17 protein-coding genes and 1 tRNA gene are annotated in these 15,530 nt (G+C 68.3%); 8 read left to right on the forward strand and 10 right to left on the reverse strand.

Translation table 11 applies throughout. The features are described 5' to 3' along the window. Window positions 1–3: 3 nt before the first annotated feature. Genes AC3A6R_RS03515 through aat form a run of 3 tightly spaced genes read right to left on the reverse strand, consistent with a single transcriptional unit; the run spans window position 4 to window position 2,381 of the window. Window positions 4–837, reverse strand: a complete 834-nt coding sequence (locus AC3A6R_RS03515; RefSeq protein WP_487858923.1) for an IclR family transcriptional regulator — start codon at window positions 835–837, stop codon at window positions 4–6. 30 nt (window positions 838–867) lie between these two features. Continuing rightward, a complete protein-coding gene (locus AC3A6R_RS03520) occupies window positions 868–1,629 on the reverse strand; it encodes an arginyltransferase (protein WP_487858924.1) in 762 nt (253 codons plus the stop codon). Continuing rightward, on the reverse strand, window positions 1,626–2,381 hold the full coding sequence (gene aat / locus AC3A6R_RS03525; RefSeq protein WP_487863776.1) for a leucyl/phenylalanyl-tRNA--protein transferase: 756 nt from the start codon (window positions 2,379–2,381) through the stop codon (window positions 1,626–1,628). Before aat ends, AC3A6R_RS03520 begins: the two co-directional genes overlap by 4 nt. Before the next feature lie 215 nt (window positions 2,382–2,596). Between aat and AC3A6R_RS03530 the strand changes: the two genes are divergently transcribed. Genes AC3A6R_RS03530 through AC3A6R_RS03540 form a run of 3 tightly spaced genes read left to right on the forward strand, consistent with a single transcriptional unit; the run spans window position 2,597 to window position 6,370 of the window. Next, window positions 2,597–4,927 carry a xanthine dehydrogenase family protein molybdopterin-binding subunit gene (locus AC3A6R_RS03530; protein WP_487863777.1) on the forward strand — a complete coding sequence of 777 codons (2,331 nt, stop codon included), beginning with the start codon at window positions 2,597–2,599 and terminating at the stop codon, window positions 4,925–4,927. A 37-nt stretch (window positions 4,928–4,964) separates the two neighbouring features. Continuing rightward, window positions 4,965–5,894: a helix-turn-helix transcriptional regulator gene (locus AC3A6R_RS03535; RefSeq protein ID WP_487858927.1), complete on the forward strand. Its 930-nt coding sequence runs from the start codon at window positions 4,965–4,967 to the stop codon at window positions 5,892–5,894. Window positions 5,895–5,950: 56 nt separating this feature from the next. Further along, complete coding sequence (locus AC3A6R_RS03540; RefSeq protein ID WP_487863778.1) at window positions 5,951–6,370, forward strand: SRPBCC family protein; 420 nt, start codon at window positions 5,951–5,953, stop codon at window positions 6,368–6,370. Here the strand turns inward: AC3A6R_RS03540 and pobA are convergent. Then, window positions 6,367–7,548, reverse strand: coding sequence for a 4-hydroxybenzoate 3-monooxygenase (gene pobA, locus AC3A6R_RS03545; protein WP_487863779.1), 1,182 nt, complete (start codon window positions 7,546–7,548; stop codon window positions 6,367–6,369). The genes AC3A6R_RS03540 and pobA overlap by 4 nt on opposite strands. Window positions 7,549–7,677: 129 nt before the next feature. On the opposite strand from pobA, the gene AC3A6R_RS03550 reads away from it, so the two are divergent. From AC3A6R_RS03550 to AC3A6R_RS03565, 4 genes are all read left to right on the forward strand, one after another. Further along, window positions 7,678–8,448 carry an IclR family transcriptional regulator domain-containing protein gene (locus AC3A6R_RS03550; RefSeq protein ID WP_487858930.1) on the forward strand — a complete coding sequence of 257 codons (771 nt, stop codon included), beginning with the start codon at window positions 7,678–7,680 and terminating at the stop codon, window positions 8,446–8,448. 63 nt (window positions 8,449–8,511) lie between these two features. After that, entirely contained in the window at window positions 8,512–9,171 is a 660-nt protein-coding gene (locus tag AC3A6R_RS03555) for a response regulator (RefSeq protein WP_487863780.1), read from the forward strand. A gap of 151 nt (window positions 9,172–9,322) precedes the next feature. Continuing rightward, complete coding sequence (locus tag AC3A6R_RS03560) at window positions 9,323–10,672, forward strand: ATP-binding protein (protein ID WP_487863902.1); 1,350 nt, start codon at window positions 9,323–9,325, stop codon at window positions 10,670–10,672. 73 nt (window positions 10,673–10,745) lie between these two features. Next, complete coding sequence (locus AC3A6R_RS03565; RefSeq protein WP_487863781.1) at window positions 10,746–12,215, forward strand: DegQ family serine endoprotease; 1,470 nt, start codon at window positions 10,746–10,748, stop codon at window positions 12,213–12,215. Here the strand turns inward: AC3A6R_RS03565 and AC3A6R_RS03570 are convergent. After that, entirely contained in the window at window positions 12,212–13,192 is a 981-nt protein-coding gene (locus AC3A6R_RS03570; protein ID WP_487863782.1) for a helix-turn-helix transcriptional regulator, read from the reverse strand. The two genes, AC3A6R_RS03565 and AC3A6R_RS03570, sit on opposite strands and share 4 nt — an antisense overlap. A gap of 87 nt (window positions 13,193–13,279) precedes the next feature. Between AC3A6R_RS03570 and AC3A6R_RS03575 the strand changes: the two genes are divergently transcribed. Next, on the forward strand, window positions 13,280–13,684 hold the full coding sequence (locus tag AC3A6R_RS03575; protein WP_487863783.1) for a GFA family protein: 405 nt from the start codon (window positions 13,280–13,282) through the stop codon (window positions 13,682–13,684). A 10-nt stretch (window positions 13,685–13,694) separates the two neighbouring features. Here the strand turns inward: AC3A6R_RS03575 and AC3A6R_RS03580 are convergent, their stop codons facing one another. From AC3A6R_RS03580 to AC3A6R_RS03600, 5 genes are all read right to left on the reverse strand, one after another. Then, complete coding sequence (locus AC3A6R_RS03580) at window positions 13,695–13,907, reverse strand: hypothetical protein (protein WP_487858935.1); 213 nt, start codon at window positions 13,905–13,907, stop codon at window positions 13,695–13,697. Window positions 13,908–14,014: 107 nt separating this feature from the next. Continuing rightward, entirely contained in the window at window positions 14,015–14,263 is a 249-nt protein-coding gene (locus tag AC3A6R_RS03585) for a hypothetical protein (RefSeq protein ID WP_487863784.1), read from the reverse strand. Between the two features lie 69 nt (window positions 14,264–14,332). Then, entirely contained in the window at window positions 14,333–14,791 is a 459-nt protein-coding gene (locus tag AC3A6R_RS03590) for a DUF6766 family protein (protein WP_487863785.1), read from the reverse strand. A gap of 96 nt (window positions 14,792–14,887) precedes the next feature. After that, window positions 14,888–15,268 carry a hypothetical protein gene (locus AC3A6R_RS03595; RefSeq protein ID WP_487858938.1) on the reverse strand — a complete coding sequence of 127 codons (381 nt, stop codon included), beginning with the start codon at window positions 15,266–15,268 and terminating at the stop codon, window positions 14,888–14,890. 118 nt (window positions 15,269–15,386) lie between these two features. Then, a tRNA-Asn gene (locus AC3A6R_RS03600) sits at window positions 15,387–15,462 on the reverse strand. Window positions 15,463–15,530: the final 68 nt, after the last annotated feature.

Here is a 15,530-nt window from a genome sequence, read left to right on the forward strand (position 1 = left end):
GGCTCAGGCGACGGCTGAAGAGCCGGTGCCGCCGCCGATCGAAGGCCCGTTGGCCGCGTCGGTGCTCTTGTAGCCCAGTGCTTCCGAGATCTCGTGCGCGGTGGCCTGCAGCTTGGGCAGCCATCCCTCGTCGAGCCGGTCGGCGGGGGCGGAAATCGACAGCCCCGCGACCAGCTTGCCCTGGTCGTCGTAGATGCCGGCGGCCATGCAGCGCACGCCCAGTTCCAATTCTTCGTTGTCGCGCGCGATGCCGTACTGGCGCGCCTTCGACAGCTCGCGTTCGAGCGCGGGCAGCTGCGTGATGCTGTTGCGCGTGTGGCCCGACAGGCCGGTGCGCGTGGCGTAGCTGCGCACGCGCTGCGGATCGTCGGCTGCAAGAAACAGCTTGCCGGTCGAGGTGAGATGCAAGGCTGCCCGCCCACCGATGGCGCGGACCACCTGCATGCCCGAGCGTTCGCTGTACGAGCGCTCGATGTAGACGATCTCGTCGCCCTGGCGCATGCTGAGGTTCACCGGCTGCTGGGTGATCTTGTGCAGCTCGCGCATCGGGCCGAGTGCCGCGTCGCGCACGTTGAGCCGGCCTTTGACGAGGTTGCCGAGCTCGAGCAGCCGCATGCCGAGGCGGTAGCTGCCTGCCTCGGGGCGGTCGACGAAGCGGCCGACCGCGAGGTCGTTGAGGATCCGGTGCGTGGTGGAAGGGTGCAGGCCCGTTTTTTCGCTGATTTCCTTCAGCGAAATGGCCTCCTCGCGCGAGGCGAGCACGTCGATCAGCGCGAACATGCGCTCGATCACCTGGATGACTGGAACGGCAGGAGCGTCGGTTTGGTTTTTTCTCATGGCGCGATGCGGTGTGGACCGGGCGCCATTTTACCTTGTGAAATCAGAAGGCGCTTGCCACTGTCCGTCGATCAGCAGCTCGTGCGGTGCGAAGCGCGCCTTGTAGTTCATCTTGGCGCTGCCCTCGATCCAGTAGCCGAGATAGACGTGGGGCAGGCCCAACTTACGTGCCTGCTCGATCTGCCACATCACGCTGAAGGTGCCGTAGGCGGTGGACCGGGCGGCGCGGTTCTCGGGTTCGTAGAAGGTGTAGACCGCCGAGATGCCGTCGTTCAGCACATCGAGGATCGACACCATCCGGAGCGCACCCACGCTGCCGTCGGGCGACAGCTCGCGGAATTCGACAAGCCTCGAATTGACGCGGCTCTGCAGCAGGAACTGGGTGTACTGGTCGATGCTGTCGTGGTCCATGCCGCCGCCGGCGTGGCGGCCGTTCTGGTAGCGAAGGTAGAGCTGGTAGTGCTCGGGCACGAAGCACAGCTTGAGCACCCGCGCCTGCAGGTTCTGGTGCTGCTTGACGGCGCGCCGCTGGCTGCGGCTCGCGCGGAAGTCGTCGACCCGCACGCGCAGCGGGATGCAGGCCCTGCATCCGTCGCAATATGGCCGATAGGTGAACATGCCGCTGCGCCGGAAGCCGCTCAGCACCAAGTCGGAGTAGGCGTCGTTGTGGATCAGGTGGCTGGGCGTGGCCACCTGCGAGCGGGCCTGCCGGTCGGGCAGGTAGCTGCAGGGGTAGGGCGCCGTCGCGTAGAACTGCAGCGTGTGAAGCGGGAGATCCTTGAGGTGCGTCACGGCGTTCCGGAGGGTCGTGCGGAAAGGAGTTCTGCCCAGTATACGGGCTCGAAAAGCCATCGTGGGCCCTGCCGTTGGCGTGCCCGTGCCACGTGCGCCACGAAGCGCTGGCGGGTCATTTCGCGTGCGCCCAGGCTCGCGAGGTGCGACGTATTCTGCTGGCAGTCGATCATCTGCACGTCGTAGCGGCGGCACAGGCTCACCAGCGCCGCGAGCGCGATCTTCGACGCATCGGGGCGGCGCGTGAACATCGATTCGCCGAACACCGCGCGCCCGAGCGCCACGCAGTAGAGGCCGCCCGCGAGCTCGCCGTCGATCCAGGTTTCCACACTGTGCGCGTGCCCGGCCCGGTGCAGCCCGATGTAGGCCTGCACCATGTCGGGAACGATCCAGGTGCCCGACTGGCCCACGCGCGGCGCCTGTGAGCAGGCCTGGATCACGGCCGCGAAATCGTGGTCGATGCGGATCTCGCAGCCGGGCGTCTGCGCGAACCGCGCCAGCGTCTTGCGCAGCGACCGGTGCAGCTTGAAGTCGGCCACCTGCAGCACCATGCGCGGGTCGGGGCTCCACCAGAGGATCGGCTGGTCGTCGCTGAACCAGGGGAACACGCAGCGGCCGTACGCCTGCACCAGCGTGTCGACGTCGAGCGCGCCGCCGGCGGCGAGCAAGCCGGGGACGGGGTCGGTCGCACCCCAGGCCGATGCCGGATCGGGCAGTGCATCGCCGGGTTCGAGCCATGGCAGTTGTTGCATGCCCGTAGATATACACGGCTTCGCACGGGTTTCAGGCGCAGAGGGGAAAATGCCGCCTTCGAGGCCGGCAGCAAACGATGGTGGCCATCGTTCTACGTTCGTTCTAGGTTGTCCACCCAATCGTGCGCGACTATCCGAAGCCCATATAGTGCAGCCTCCACCGCACCCAGATGCCAGCCAACCGCCCAGACCTGCGCGGCAGCCAAGAGGACCACTTGACCACTGAATCCCATCCCACGCGCTTCGGCAGCGGCCACGCGGTCCGCCGCCTAGAAGACGAAAGCCTGTTGGCCGGTGCCGGCCGCTACACGGACGACGTCACGCTGCCCGGCCAGTCGCACCTCGTGTTCCTTCGCTCGCCCTATCCACATGCGCGCATCGTGTCGATCGACACGGCCGCTGCCGCAGCCATGCCGGGCGTGCTGCGCGTGTTCACCGGGGCCGAACTCGCCGAGGCCGGCGTCCAGCCGATGCCGGGCGCCGCGGGCTTCAAGCGCGCCGACGGCAGCGACTGCGCCAGCCCACCGCGCCGGGCCATGGCGCATGAACGGGCCCGCTTCGTCGGCGAGGCCGTGGCGGCGGTGGTGGCAGAGTCGTTGCGCGAGGCGCGCGATGCGGCAGAAGCGGTCGTGGTCGACTACGAGCCGCTGCCGATGGTGGTCGATCTTGCCAGCGCCAGCGCCGAGGGCGCGCCGCTGCTGTGCGAGGAGGCCACCGGTAACGTTGCCGCGGAAATGCGCCATGGCAGCAGCGATGCCGCCGCGGCCGCTTTCGCCGAGGCGGCGCACGTGGTGGGTCTCGACGTGGTCAACCAGCGCGTGGTCGCGCTCACCATCGAACCGCGATCCGTGCTCGCCGCGCCCGACGCCCAGACCGGCCGGCTGACGGTGCGCATGAGCACCCAGATGCCCTCGGGGGTGCGCGACACGATCTGCGGCGCCCTCGGCCTTGCCAAGGAGAAGGTGCGCGTGGTGGTCGGCGACGTCGGCGGCGGCTTCGGCATGAAGACCGGCGCCTACCCCGAAGACGTCGCGGTCGCGTTCGCCGCGCTCCAGACCGGCCGTCCCGTGAAGTGGGTCGCCGACCGCAGTGAGGAGTTTCTTTCGAGCGCGCACGGGCGCGACATCCAGGCCCGGGCCGAACTCGCGCTCGACACCGAAGGCCGCATCCTCGCGCTGCGCATCCGCACGCTGGCCAACGTCGGCGCCTATGCCACCGGCACCGGCGTCGCGATCCAGCTACTGATCGGTCCCTGGGTGCAGACCAGCGTCTACGACATCCAGACCATCGATTTCCACTTCAAGGCGGTGCTGACGAACACCGCCCCGACGGGGGCTTACCGCGGTGCCGGCCGCCCCGAGGCGATCTTCACGATCGAGCGGCTGATGGACGAGGCCGCGCGCCAGACCGGCATCGACCGCATCGCGCTGCGCCGGCGCAACTTCATCCGCCCCGAGCAGATGCCCTACAGGAATCCGATGGCGCAGACCTACGACACCGGCAAGTTCGAATCGGTGATGGACCAGGCGCTGGCGCTGGCCGACTGGAGCGGCTTCGAGGATCGGGCGGCCGAGTCGGCGCGGCGCGGCATGCACCGCGGCCTCGGCATCGCCACCTTTCTCGAATGGACTGGCGGCAACGTGTTCGAGGAGCGCGTCACCGTATCGGTGCAGGCCGACGGCGTGATCGAGGTGTTCTCTGCCGTTAACGCGATGGGCCAGGGCATCGCCACCTCGCTGGCGCAGCTTGCGGTCGATGCCTTCGGCGTGCCGATCGAGAAGGTGCGCGTGGTGCTCGGCGACACCGACCGCGGCGACGGCTTCGGCAGCGCCGGATCGCGCTCGCTCTTCACGGGCGGCTCGGCGGTGCGCATCGGCGCCGAACGCACCATCGACCGCGCGCGCGAACTCGCGGCGCAGGAATTCGAAGCCGCCATCGACGACGTCACCTACAGCCGCGGTGCCTTCAGCGTGGCCGGTACCGATCTCTCGCTCGACCTGTTCACACTCGCGGGCCGGCAACCCGGGCGCGAGATCTTCGTCGATTCGACCAGCAGCGTCGCCGGCCCGACCTGGCCCAACGGCTGCCACATCTGCGAGATCGAGATCGATCCACCCACGGGTGAGATCAGCGTCGTGGCCTACAGCTCGGTCAATGACGTCGGCCGCGTCATCAACCCGATGATCGTACGCGGCCAGCTCGAAGGCGGCGCGGTGCAGGGTATCGGCCAGGCGCTGTACGAGCAGGTGGTGTACGACGAGGAAACCGGCCAGCCGCTCACCGGCAGCCTGATGGACTACGCCGCCCCGCGCGCGGACATCGTCGGCGCGATGTTCCAGATGGAAATGGACGAATCGACGCCATGCGCGAACAACCCGCTCGGCGTGAAGGGCGTGGGCGAGCTCGGCACCATCGGTGCCACGCCCGCCATCGTCAATGCGGTGGCCGATGCGTTCGCGCGCAACGGCTTCGCATCTAGCGCGCCGCGCCTGCACATGCCGCTGAGCCCGGCGCGTGTGTGGCAGGCGATGCACACGGTGGACTGACAGCCGTCCCACACGGCAGCCGGCGGCGTCCCGAACCATGCGCGTCACCAACGAGCTGCAGACCGCCAGCATCCGCGTCTCGCGCTACAGCTGCGATGCGGGGCCGGGCGCCAAGGCCTTCGCTGAAATGCACACCGGCCATTCCGTGTCGTATGTGCGGCGCGGCAGCTTCGGCTACCGCGCGCACGGCCAGGCCTACGAGCTCGTCGCGGGCTCGGTGCTGGTGGGCTGCCCGGGTGACGAATACGTCTGCACGCACGACCACCATGCGTGCGGCGACGAGTGCCTTGCTTTCCATTTCTCGCCCGGCTTCGTCGACCTGATCGGTGGCGACCGGACCGTCTGGCGCACTGCCGGCTTGCCGCCGGTGGCCGAACTCATGGTGCTCGGCGAGCTCGCGCAGGCTGCGGCCGACGGACAGGTCGACGCCGCGCTCGACGAGCTCGGCATCTGGTTCGCACGCCGCTTCGTCGAAGTCGTCTCCGGCGGCGGCAGGAAGGTTGCCAGAGACGAGAGCGCCGCACCGCGGGACCGCCGGCGCGCCGTCGACGCGGCGGTGTGGATCGATGCCCACGCGCACCGTGACATCGGGCTCGACAGCGCCGCGGCCGAAGCGGGCCTGAGCGCCTTTCATTTCCTGCGGCTGTTCTCGCGCGTGCTTGGGGTCACGCCGCACCAGTACCTCGTGCGTGCGCGACTGCGCCATGCCGCGCGACTGCTGGCCGATAGCGAAGACCGCACGATCACCGAGGTGGCGCTCGATGTCGGCTTTGCCGACCTGAGCAATTTCGTGCGCACCTTCCACCGTGCTGCGGGTGTGTCGCCAAGCGGATTCCGCAAGGCCGCGCGCGGCGACCGCAAGATTCTCCAAGACCGGATCGCTGCACTGCTCGACGATGACCGCCTGATCCACCCATCGAACAGGAAGCCATCTCATGTGCCACGCCATCCGACTGAAGCCCGCTGACCACGCCACGAGCGGCCACAACGCGCGCCTTGCGCGGCTCTGAAGCGAGCCGCACCATGGCCACGATCTACAAGGAATTCACCGTCGAAGCCGATGCGGCCCAGGTTTGGGACGCGCTGCGCGACTTCGAGGCGGTGCACACGCGGCTCGCGCCGGGTTTTCTCACCGCCTGCACCATCGATGCAGAGGGCGCGCGCATTCTCGGCTTTGCCAACGGCCTCGTCGCGCGCGAGGTGCCGGTCGGGCTCGACGATGCGCAGCGCCGGCTGGCCTACACCGTGACCGGCACGAAGGCCGCGCACCACCATGCGTCGGCGCAGGTGTTCGAGGCAGGGCTGGGTCGTTCGCGCTTCGTCTGGATCACCGACGTGCTGCCCGATGCCATGGTGGCCTACATCGAGCCGATGATGGTCGACGGCTGCACAGCCATGAAAGCTGCGCTCGAAGGGCGCACCGCCGCCGTCCCGCCCGCCTAGAAGTCCTCGAGCGGCAGCCCGACGTAGTTTTCCGCCAGCGCGGTGGAGGCCGCCTGCGAATGCACCAGGTAGTCGAGCTCGGCCTCCTGGATCTTCTGGCCGAAGGCGCCGGTCTCGGGAAAGCGGTGCATCAGCGAGGTGAACCACCACGAGAAGCGCTCGGCCTTCCAGACGCGGCGCAGGCAGAGGTCGGAATAGCGGTCGAGTGCCGAGGCCGATTTCTCGCCGTAGAAGATCTCGAAGGCGCGCGACAGGTAGCCCACGTCCGCGGTCGCGAGGTTCAGCCCCTTGGCACCGGTCGGCGGCACGATGTGCGCCGCATCGCCGGCGAGGAACAGCTTGCCGAAGCGCATCGGCTCGGCGACGAAGCTGCGCAGCGGCGCGATGCTCTTCTCGAGCGAAGGGCCGGTCACCAGCCGCTCGCGTGCTTCGGGATCGAGCCGCGAACGCAGCTCGTTCCAGAACGCCTCGTCGCTCCAGTTCTCCACCCGCTCCTCGGTCGGCACCTGCACGTAGTAGCGCGAGCGCGTGGCACTGCGCATGCTGCACAGCGCGAAGCCGCGTTCGGTGTTGGCGTAGATCAGTTCGTGCGACACCGGCGGCACGTCGGCGAGCACGCCGAGCCAGCCGAAGGGATAGATCTTTTCGTAAGTCTGGATCGCCCCCGCCGGCACGCTCGCGCGGCTCACGCCGTGGTAGCCGTCGCAGCCCGCAATGAAGTCGCAGGCGATCTCGTGCTGCTGGCCGTCTTTTTCGTAGCGAACGCGCGGCCGGCCCGCGTCGAAGTCGTGCAGGCTGACGTTGGCCGCGCTGTACACGGTGGTCAGGCCTTCGGCCTCGCGGGCGGCCATCAGGTCGCGCGTGACCTCGGTCTGGCCGTACACAGTGACCTGCTTGCCGCCCGTGAGCCCGTGCATGTCGATGCGATGCCGCGCACCCTTGAACAACAGCTCGATGCCTTCGTGCGGCAGCCCTTCGGCGTGGGCGCGTGCGTCGACCCCGGCCCGTGCCAGCAGGTCCATCGTGACCTGTTCGAGCACGCCGGCCCGGATGCGGCCGAGCACGTAGTCGCCGCTCTGGCGCTCGACGATGATGTTGTCGATGCCGGCCTTGAACAGCAGCTGCCCGAGAAGCAGGCCAGCCGGGCCCGCGCCGATGATCGCGACCTGTGTGCGCATGTACGTGTCTCCAGTGGAATGCCAGGAGCGTAGGGCGTCCACCGGCAGGCGTGCGTGCGCCGCGCGAGGCTCTGTGCGATCATGCGACCGGCTGCGCGATCATCGCGCAACACTTCGAAGAAACCACTGATGACCATCGCCAAAGCCGACTTCATCGAGGGCATCGCCAAGGGCATGGCCGTGCTGGAGAGCTTCGACACCGAGCGCCAGCGCCTCAACGCCACGCTGGCCGCCGAGCGCGCCGGCCTCACGCGCGCGGCCGCGCGGCGGCACCTGCTCACGCTCGCGCACCTCGGCTATCTCGAGACCGATGGCAGCTACTTCTGGATGGCACCCAAGGTGCTGCGCTTCTCGGGCAGCTACCTGGCTTCGTCGCGGTTGCCGCGCGCGCTGCAGCCCACGCTGAACCGGCTTGCGTCGCAGACCGGCGAGTCGTTCTCGGCCGTGGTGCTCGACGGCGAAGAAGTGGTCATCATTGCGCGCAGCGGCAGCTATGGCTCGCCGACCCGCGTGCTCGCCTACGGCCTGCACCTGGGCGCCCGGCTGCCGGCCCATGCCACGTCCACCGGCCGTGTGCTGCTCGCGGCCATGCCGTCAGCGCAGTTCACGCAGTGGCTCAAGGGGCGACTCCTCGCGCGGTTGACCCCGCACACCACCACCCAGGCGCGCAGCCTGCGCCAACTGGTCTCGCAGGTGCGCAAGGACGACTGCTGCTTTGCGAGCGAGGAGCACGAGCTCGGCGTGCAGGCGCTCGCGGTGCCGCTGCGCGACATGCAGGGCCACACGGTGGCTGCGCTCAACGTGGTGCTGTCCGGCACGCGCTACCAGGAAGAGGCGCTGCGGCGCGAGATGCTGCCGCTGCTCTTCGAGGCGGCGCGCGAGGTCAGGGCGTTGCTCTGATCACGGTGCGCCGATGAACTTCCGCGCGGGCCTCGCCTCGAATCGCAACAACCGGACCTCACCATGCGACTCCTGCTCCTCGAAGACGACGTGATGATCGGCGAGGCCGTGCTCGACCTGCTGCGCACCGAGCAGTACGCCGTCGATTGGGTGAAAGACGGCGATGCGGCCGAGACGGCACTGCGCACCCAGCAGTACGACCTGGTGCTGCTCGACCTCGGCGTGCCGCGGCGCGACGGACTCGAGGTGCTGCGCAATCTGCGCGCGCGCAAGGAGCGCATGCCGGTGCTGATCGCCACGGCGCGCGATTCGGTGCAGCAGCGCATCGAAGGGCTCGATGCCGGCGCCGACGACTACGTGCTCAAGCCCTACGACCTCGACGAGCTGCTGGCGCGCATCCGCGCCTTGCTGCGCCGCGCTGCGGGCCGGGCCGAACCGGTGTACGAGCACATGGGCGTGAGCATCAACCCGGCCACGCGCGAGGTCTCCGTCGGCGGCCAGCCGGTGGTGCTCTCTGCGCGCGAGTGGGCGGTGCTCGAGCCGCTGATCGCGCGGCCCGGCATGGTGCTCTCGCGCGCCCAGCTCGAAGAAAAGCTCTACAGCTGGAAGGACGAGATCAGCAGCAATGCGGTCGAGGTCTACGTGCACGGCCTGCGCAAGAAGCTCGGTGCCGAATTCATCCGCAACGTGCGTGGCGTCGGCTACATGGTGCCGAGACTATGACTCTCCCCCAGGCTTCGCGCACTTCGTGTCGCTTCTCCTTCCCCCTCGCCGGGGGCAACACCAGCGGCCCGGCGAAGCCGGCTCCGCGGTGTTCCTGGCCTGGGCCTCGGCTGTTTCGAACCGCGCGCTCGTGGATCTGCTTGGCGCAGCGATGATGAGCGTGCATCGGTTTTTTGGCTCCCTGCGTGCACGCCTGCTGTGGTTCCTGCTCGCGGCGATCGTGCTCGCGGCAGGCGTGCAGGCGCTGGCGGCCTACCGCACCGTGCTGCGCGAGGCCGACGAGATCTTCGACTACCACATGCAGCAGATGGCGCTGTCGCTGCGCGCCGGGCTGCCGCCGAGCGCGGCCGTGGGCGGCATCGGCAGCGGCGAGCAGAACTTCGAGTTCGTGGTGCAGGTGTGGACTGCCGACGGCGTGCGCATCTTCGAGTCGGCCGAGCAGGCGGCGCTGCCGCAGCTCGCGGTGCTGGGCTTTGCCGAGGTGCGCGCGCGCGGCAATACCTACCGCGTGTTCTCAATGCAGACCCGCGGCCTCGTGATCCAGGTGGCGCAGGACATGGCCGCGCGCCGCAGCATGGCGGGCGCGCTGGCGCTGCGCACCATTGCGCCGGTGGCGCTGATGGCGCCGCTCCTGATGCTGGTCGTCTGGTGGGTCGTGAGCCGGTCGCTCGCACCGGTGGCACGCGTGCGCGGGCAGGTGGCCTCGCGCCAGGCCGACGATCTTTCGCCGGTGAGCGAGGAAGGGCTGCCCGACGAGGTGCGCCCGCTGGTGCAGGAGCTCAATCTCTTGTTCGGCCGCGTGCGCCATGCCTTCGATGCGCAGAAGCACTTCGTCGCCGATGCCGCGCACGAGCTTCGCTCGCCGCTTGCCGCACTCAAGCTGCAGGTGCAGGGCCTGCAGCGTGCGCCCGACGCAGCCACGCGCGAACTCGCAGTGAGTCGGCTGGTGGCCGGCATCGACCGCGCGACGCGGCTCGTCGAGCAGATGCTAGCGTTGGCGCGCCACGAGGCGAGTATGGCCGCAGGCGCGAAGCCCGAACCGGTCGACCTGGCCGAGGTCGCGCGGCTCGCCATCTCCGATGCGATTGCGGCCGCACAGGCCAGGCGCATCGACGTCGGCATTTCCCATGCCGACGCGGCCGTGGTGCCCGGCCAGCCCGAGGCGCTGCGCATGCTGTTGCGCAACCTGGTCGAGAACGCCGTCAAGTACACGCCCGAAGAGGGCAGGGTCGACGTGGCGGTGACGCAGCGCGGCGATGCCGCCGTTGAACTCAGCGTGGACGACAGCGGCCCGGGCCTGCCGCTCGCCGAGCGCGCGCGCGTGCTCGACCGCTTCTACCGCGCGGGCGAGCCGCAGGCGCCCGGCAGCGGCCTCGGGCTTTCGATCGTCAGGTCGATCGCCGAGCTGCACGGGGCGCAGGTGGCGCTCGACACGTCGCCGAGCCTGGGCGGTCTGCGCGTGGTGGTGCGCTTTGCCAAAGAGGGCGCCGCCCGCGTTTAAGCGGCGCTTAAGCCAGCGCAACGACATTCCTTTCATCGCATCAGCGTCTCGACGCAATGAAAGGAACCGATCCATGAACACCCGACTGACTTCGCCCCGTGCCCTGGTGCTCGCCCTGGCCACCGCGGGCGTGATCGGCGCCGTGGGCGCCGGCGCCTACAGCAGCGCGAGCGCCCTGAACGCCGCCACCGCCACCAATGCCGCCGCACCCGCGGCCATGGTCACGCTGCCGGATTTTTCCACCATCACCTCGCGTGACGGTCCCGCGGTGGTCAACATCAGCGTGACCGGCAGCGCGAAGGCCTCCGACGCCGAAGCGGCGGCCGGGATGCAGGGCATCGATCCCGACGATCCGATGTTCCAGTTCTTCCGCCACTTCCAGGGCCAGCCGGGCCCGCGCAGTGCCCCGCGCGACGTGCCGGTGCGCGGCCAGGGCTCGGGCTTCATCGTGAGCGCCGACGGCATCATCATGACCAACGCGCACGTGGTGAAGGACGCGAAGGAAGTCACCGTCAAGCTCACCGACCGGCGCGAATACCGCGCCAAGGTGCTCGGCACCGACGAGAAGACCGACATCGCGGTGCTCAAGATCGACGCGAAGAACCTGCCGACGCTCGCGCTCGGCAGCACCAAGGACCTGAAGGTCGGCGAATGGGTGCTGGCCATCGGGTCGCCGTTCGGCTTCGAGAGCACGGTCACGGCGGGCGTGGTCAGCGCCAAGGGCCGCACGCTGCCCGACGACGGCTACGTGCCGTTCATCCAGACCGACGTGGCGGTGAACCCCGGCAACTCGGGCGGCCCGCTGCTCAACACGCGCGGCGAGGTGGTCGGCATCAACTCGCAGATCTACAGCCGCAGCGGCGGCTACCAGGGCCTGTCGTTCGCGATTCCGATCGACGTGGCGGTGCAGGTGAAGGATCAGATCGTCGCCACCGGCCGGGCCACGCACGGACGCCTCGGCGTGGCCGTGCAAGAGGTGAACCAGGCTTTCGCCGATTCGTTCAAGCTCGACAAGCCCGAAGGCGCATTGGTCTCGAACATCGAGAAGGGCGGCCCCGGCGACAAGGCGGGCCTGAAGGCGGGCGACGTTATCCGAAAGGTCGATGGGCATCCCATCGTCGCGTCGGGCGATCTGCCGGCTGCGATCGGACAGCGGGCGCCGGGTACGAAGGTCACGCTCGACGTGTGGCGCCAGGGCGAACCCAAGGCGCTCAGCGCCACGCTCGGCGATGCAAGCGACAAGCAGACGAAGGTCGCCGCCAACGACAGCGCCGCCGGCCAGGGCAAGCTGGGCCTTGCGCTGCGGCCGCTCGCACCGGAGGAAAGGCGCAGCGCCGCCGTCGACGGCCTGCTGGTCGAGGACGTGACCGGCCCCTCCGCGGCGGCGGGCGTGCAGGCCGGCGACGTGCTGCTCGCGATCAACGGCACGCCCGCCAAGAGCGTGGACCAGGTGCGCGAGGCGGTCGCGAAGGCCGACCGATCGGTGGCGCTCCTGATCCAGCGCGGCGACGACAAGATCTTCGTGCCGGTGCGGCTCGGCTAAGGCGAGGCTTGCGTTGCGGCTGCGGCATCCGCCGCGCGCTGCAGCCGCGCCGCGACCTGCGCCAGGTGCGTGGCCAGTTCGGGCGGCGACTCGATCTCGAACGCGTGGCCGAGGCAAGCGAGCCAGACCGCCAATGCATCGAGCGAATTGCCTGCCGTCTCGATGCGCGTGTGGTGCGGCCCCACCGCCTCGGGCACGCCCCCGACCCACGACAGCTGCGGCGCCAGTACGGCGAGCGGTGCATGCACCAGCACCCGTGCATGGTGCAGGAACGGCGCCACGGTGAGCGCATGCTGCATGTACGCCTCGATGTCGCCATGGGGCAGCCTGCGTGCCGTGAAGCGGGCGCCGGTCGGCGCCGGATCGACGATGCGGTCGAGCCGAAAGGTGCGCCAGTCGGCGCGCGCCGTGTCCCAGGCCAGCAGGTACCAGTGCTGCCCGGTCTGGACCACGCGGTGCGGCTCGGCCGTGCGGGCACTCGCGGCGCCCTGGTGGTCGCGGTACGCGAAGCGCAATTCCTGCCGGTCGGTGCAGGCTTCGGCGAACAGCGAGAGCGCTGTCATGCGCACCCGCGACCGGCTTCGCATGACCGGCACCACCGCGCCACGCACGCTGTCGAGCCGTTTCTGCAGCCGCGGCGGCATGAGCTGCTCGAGCTTGGCCAGCGCGCGCAGTGCGGCGGTCTCGATGTCGCCGCGCGCGCCACCGCCCGGATTGCCGAGGCCGAGCGCTACGGCGATGGCTTCTTCGTCCTCGAGCTGCAGAGGCGGCAGCGAGGCCCCCGCGCCCAGGCGGTAGCCGCCGGCCACGCCGGACGTGGAGTCGACGGTGTAGCCGAGGCTGCGAAGCCGGTCGACGTCTCGCCGCAGCGTGCGCTCAGTGATGTCGAGCCGGCCGGCCAACTCGGCACCGGCCCATGAACGTTGCGCCTGGAACAGCGACAGAAGGCGCAACAGGCGTGCAGAAGCGGACAGCATGGCCCGATCATGCCTGCGATCGAGGACAGAAAGTGTCCGCAATAGGCCGTAGCCTCCGTGCTTCTCTCTTTCACACGAGGACACGCCATGAAGAAGACCTATAGCGGAAGCTGCCACTGCGGCCAAGTGCAATTCCAGGCCGACATCGACCTGGCCGCGGGCACCGGCAAGTGCAACTGCTCGATCTGCACCAAGGCACGCGGCTGGGGCGCGATCGTCAAGCCCGGCGCCTTCCGGCTGCTCGCGGGCGAACAGGAACTGTCGGTCTATCAGTTCGCTACGCACAGCGCCGAGCATCTTTTTTGCCGCCATTGCGGCATCCGCCCGTTCGGGCGCGGCAACGTGCCCGAGATCGGCGGCGCCTACGTGAGCGTCAATGTCGCCTGCCTCGACGATGCCACCCCGGTGGAGTTGGCCGAGGCGCCGGTGATGTACATGGACGGTCGCCACGACAACTGGTTCGAAGCGCCGGCCGAAACCCGGCACCTCTGAAGCGCGCGGCTCAGGAGGGCTTGTCGCCCGTGCCGTCGTCGCACGCCTTCTGCGCGTCGAGTTCGTCCTTGATCGAGCGGTTGCCGCGCAACGCGAGGAAGAGGGCGACACCGAGAACAAGGATTGCGATCACAGCCACGATGCCGCCGTCGAGCGCCCACCACCAGAACAGCCCGCCTGCGATGAGCAACAGCGCGATGATGAGAAATGATTTCAGTTGCATGGAGGCCGGGCCGGTAGTACGTAGGCGGTAATGTACGCGGCGTTACTGTTTGTGGCCCGGCCGGGGCCGCTGGGACTTACCCTCTTTTCGGCATTTCTCCAACTGCGCTAACGGTTCTCGCTGTCGTATTCGTATGAGAGCTCGCTCCATCCTTCGGGTGTTATGCGCTTGACCACTGCAGACTCGTAGTCCTCGAAGGCGCCGTGCAGGTCGAGCGGCGGCGAGATTTCCGCTTCCACACAGCCCGCCGCCTGGAGCACGGCAATGGCTTGGATCACCCCGCGATCGCGCACATGGAGCGGGAAGCTGGCCCGCTCGATCTCGAGCAGGTATTCGATCGGTGTTGCGGCGCCCATGTGCAAATAGTGATCAGAGCGATTTGGTACGGGCCCAGGTGTTGTCCGATGGCCCTTGTGCGGCCGGCCCTACAGATGTCGGCGGGAACCTGCCGGCCGCCTCATTTCCTGACCCCCGTCTTCCGCCATCCGCATCCAGCGGTGGTCGGTGTGCCTGCCCTCGTATTCCTTGTCGATCTCGTCGATGACCTGGTCGGCGTTCTTGGGATCGACGGCCGCAAGGATGGCATCGATCTTCGCTTCGATCCGGTCATCGCCCTCCTTGGATTGCGGCGAGCCGACCCACAGCAGGAAGGCCAGGCCCCCGATCTGCCAGATCAGCTGCAGGAACTCCGACTGCCAGTTCTCCAGCGTGTCGCGCCCCATCTGGAGGGCATAGCCGCTGAACTCGATTGCGTGGCCGAACTGCTTCTGCTCGTCCACATAGGAGAACCAGCCGAAGATCCAGTGGCCCACCAGCGAAATGAGGAAGAAGCCGAGGGTCACCCAGCCGTAGCCGTAGAGCTTCCAGATCGATTTGTTCTTCATTGTTGTTGTCCTTGCGATGTTGCTGAACACCGCCAGTCTCTCGCCGCGTCGAGCGCGGGTTGGAGGAAACAACCTGAACTTGTGCGCCGGGATTTCCTACGGCCCGCGAGGCGCTGGGGCGGTGTCGCCAACCGCTCGGCGCGCGCAGACCTCGAACCGCCATGCGGCGAGGCCAGCGGCAACGAGGCTCAAGGCCCACGACACGCCGAGGTACGCGTACATGAGAAAGGCCAGGCCAACCTTCAATATGGATGCCCAGATCGAGGTGTCGTCGCCAACCATGTAGAACTCGGCCAGCGCGATGACGCCCCACCACACGGGCAGCGGCAGCGCCGTGACGCACAGGCCGTAGAAGAGGGTGGCAGCCATCGGCCCGATGCGCCGCCGGGCGACGGCCATCTGCACGATCAGGAACAGCACGCCGCTCAACAGCAGGGGTGCGGCCAGGCCGAGAAGGATGCAGTAATCGAGGACCATGCCCGCACTGTAAATTGCCAGCGAGGCGGCGACGCCTGACGATGGATGAGCCGCCCAAATGAAAATGCCCCGCCACCTTTGGGGTAGCAGGGCATTCAGGAACCACGAGGGTTTGTTTTGGCTCCTCGACCTGGGCTCGAACCAGGGACCTACGGATTAACAGTCCGGCGCTCTACCAACTGAGCTATCGAGGAACAAGCCTCAGATTATAGCGTGGTTTTTTTGAGGTTTCGAGCAGGCGAATGTGGCCGCATAAATTTCT

Source organism: Variovorax sp. Soil_C_19, assembly GCF_057657255.1.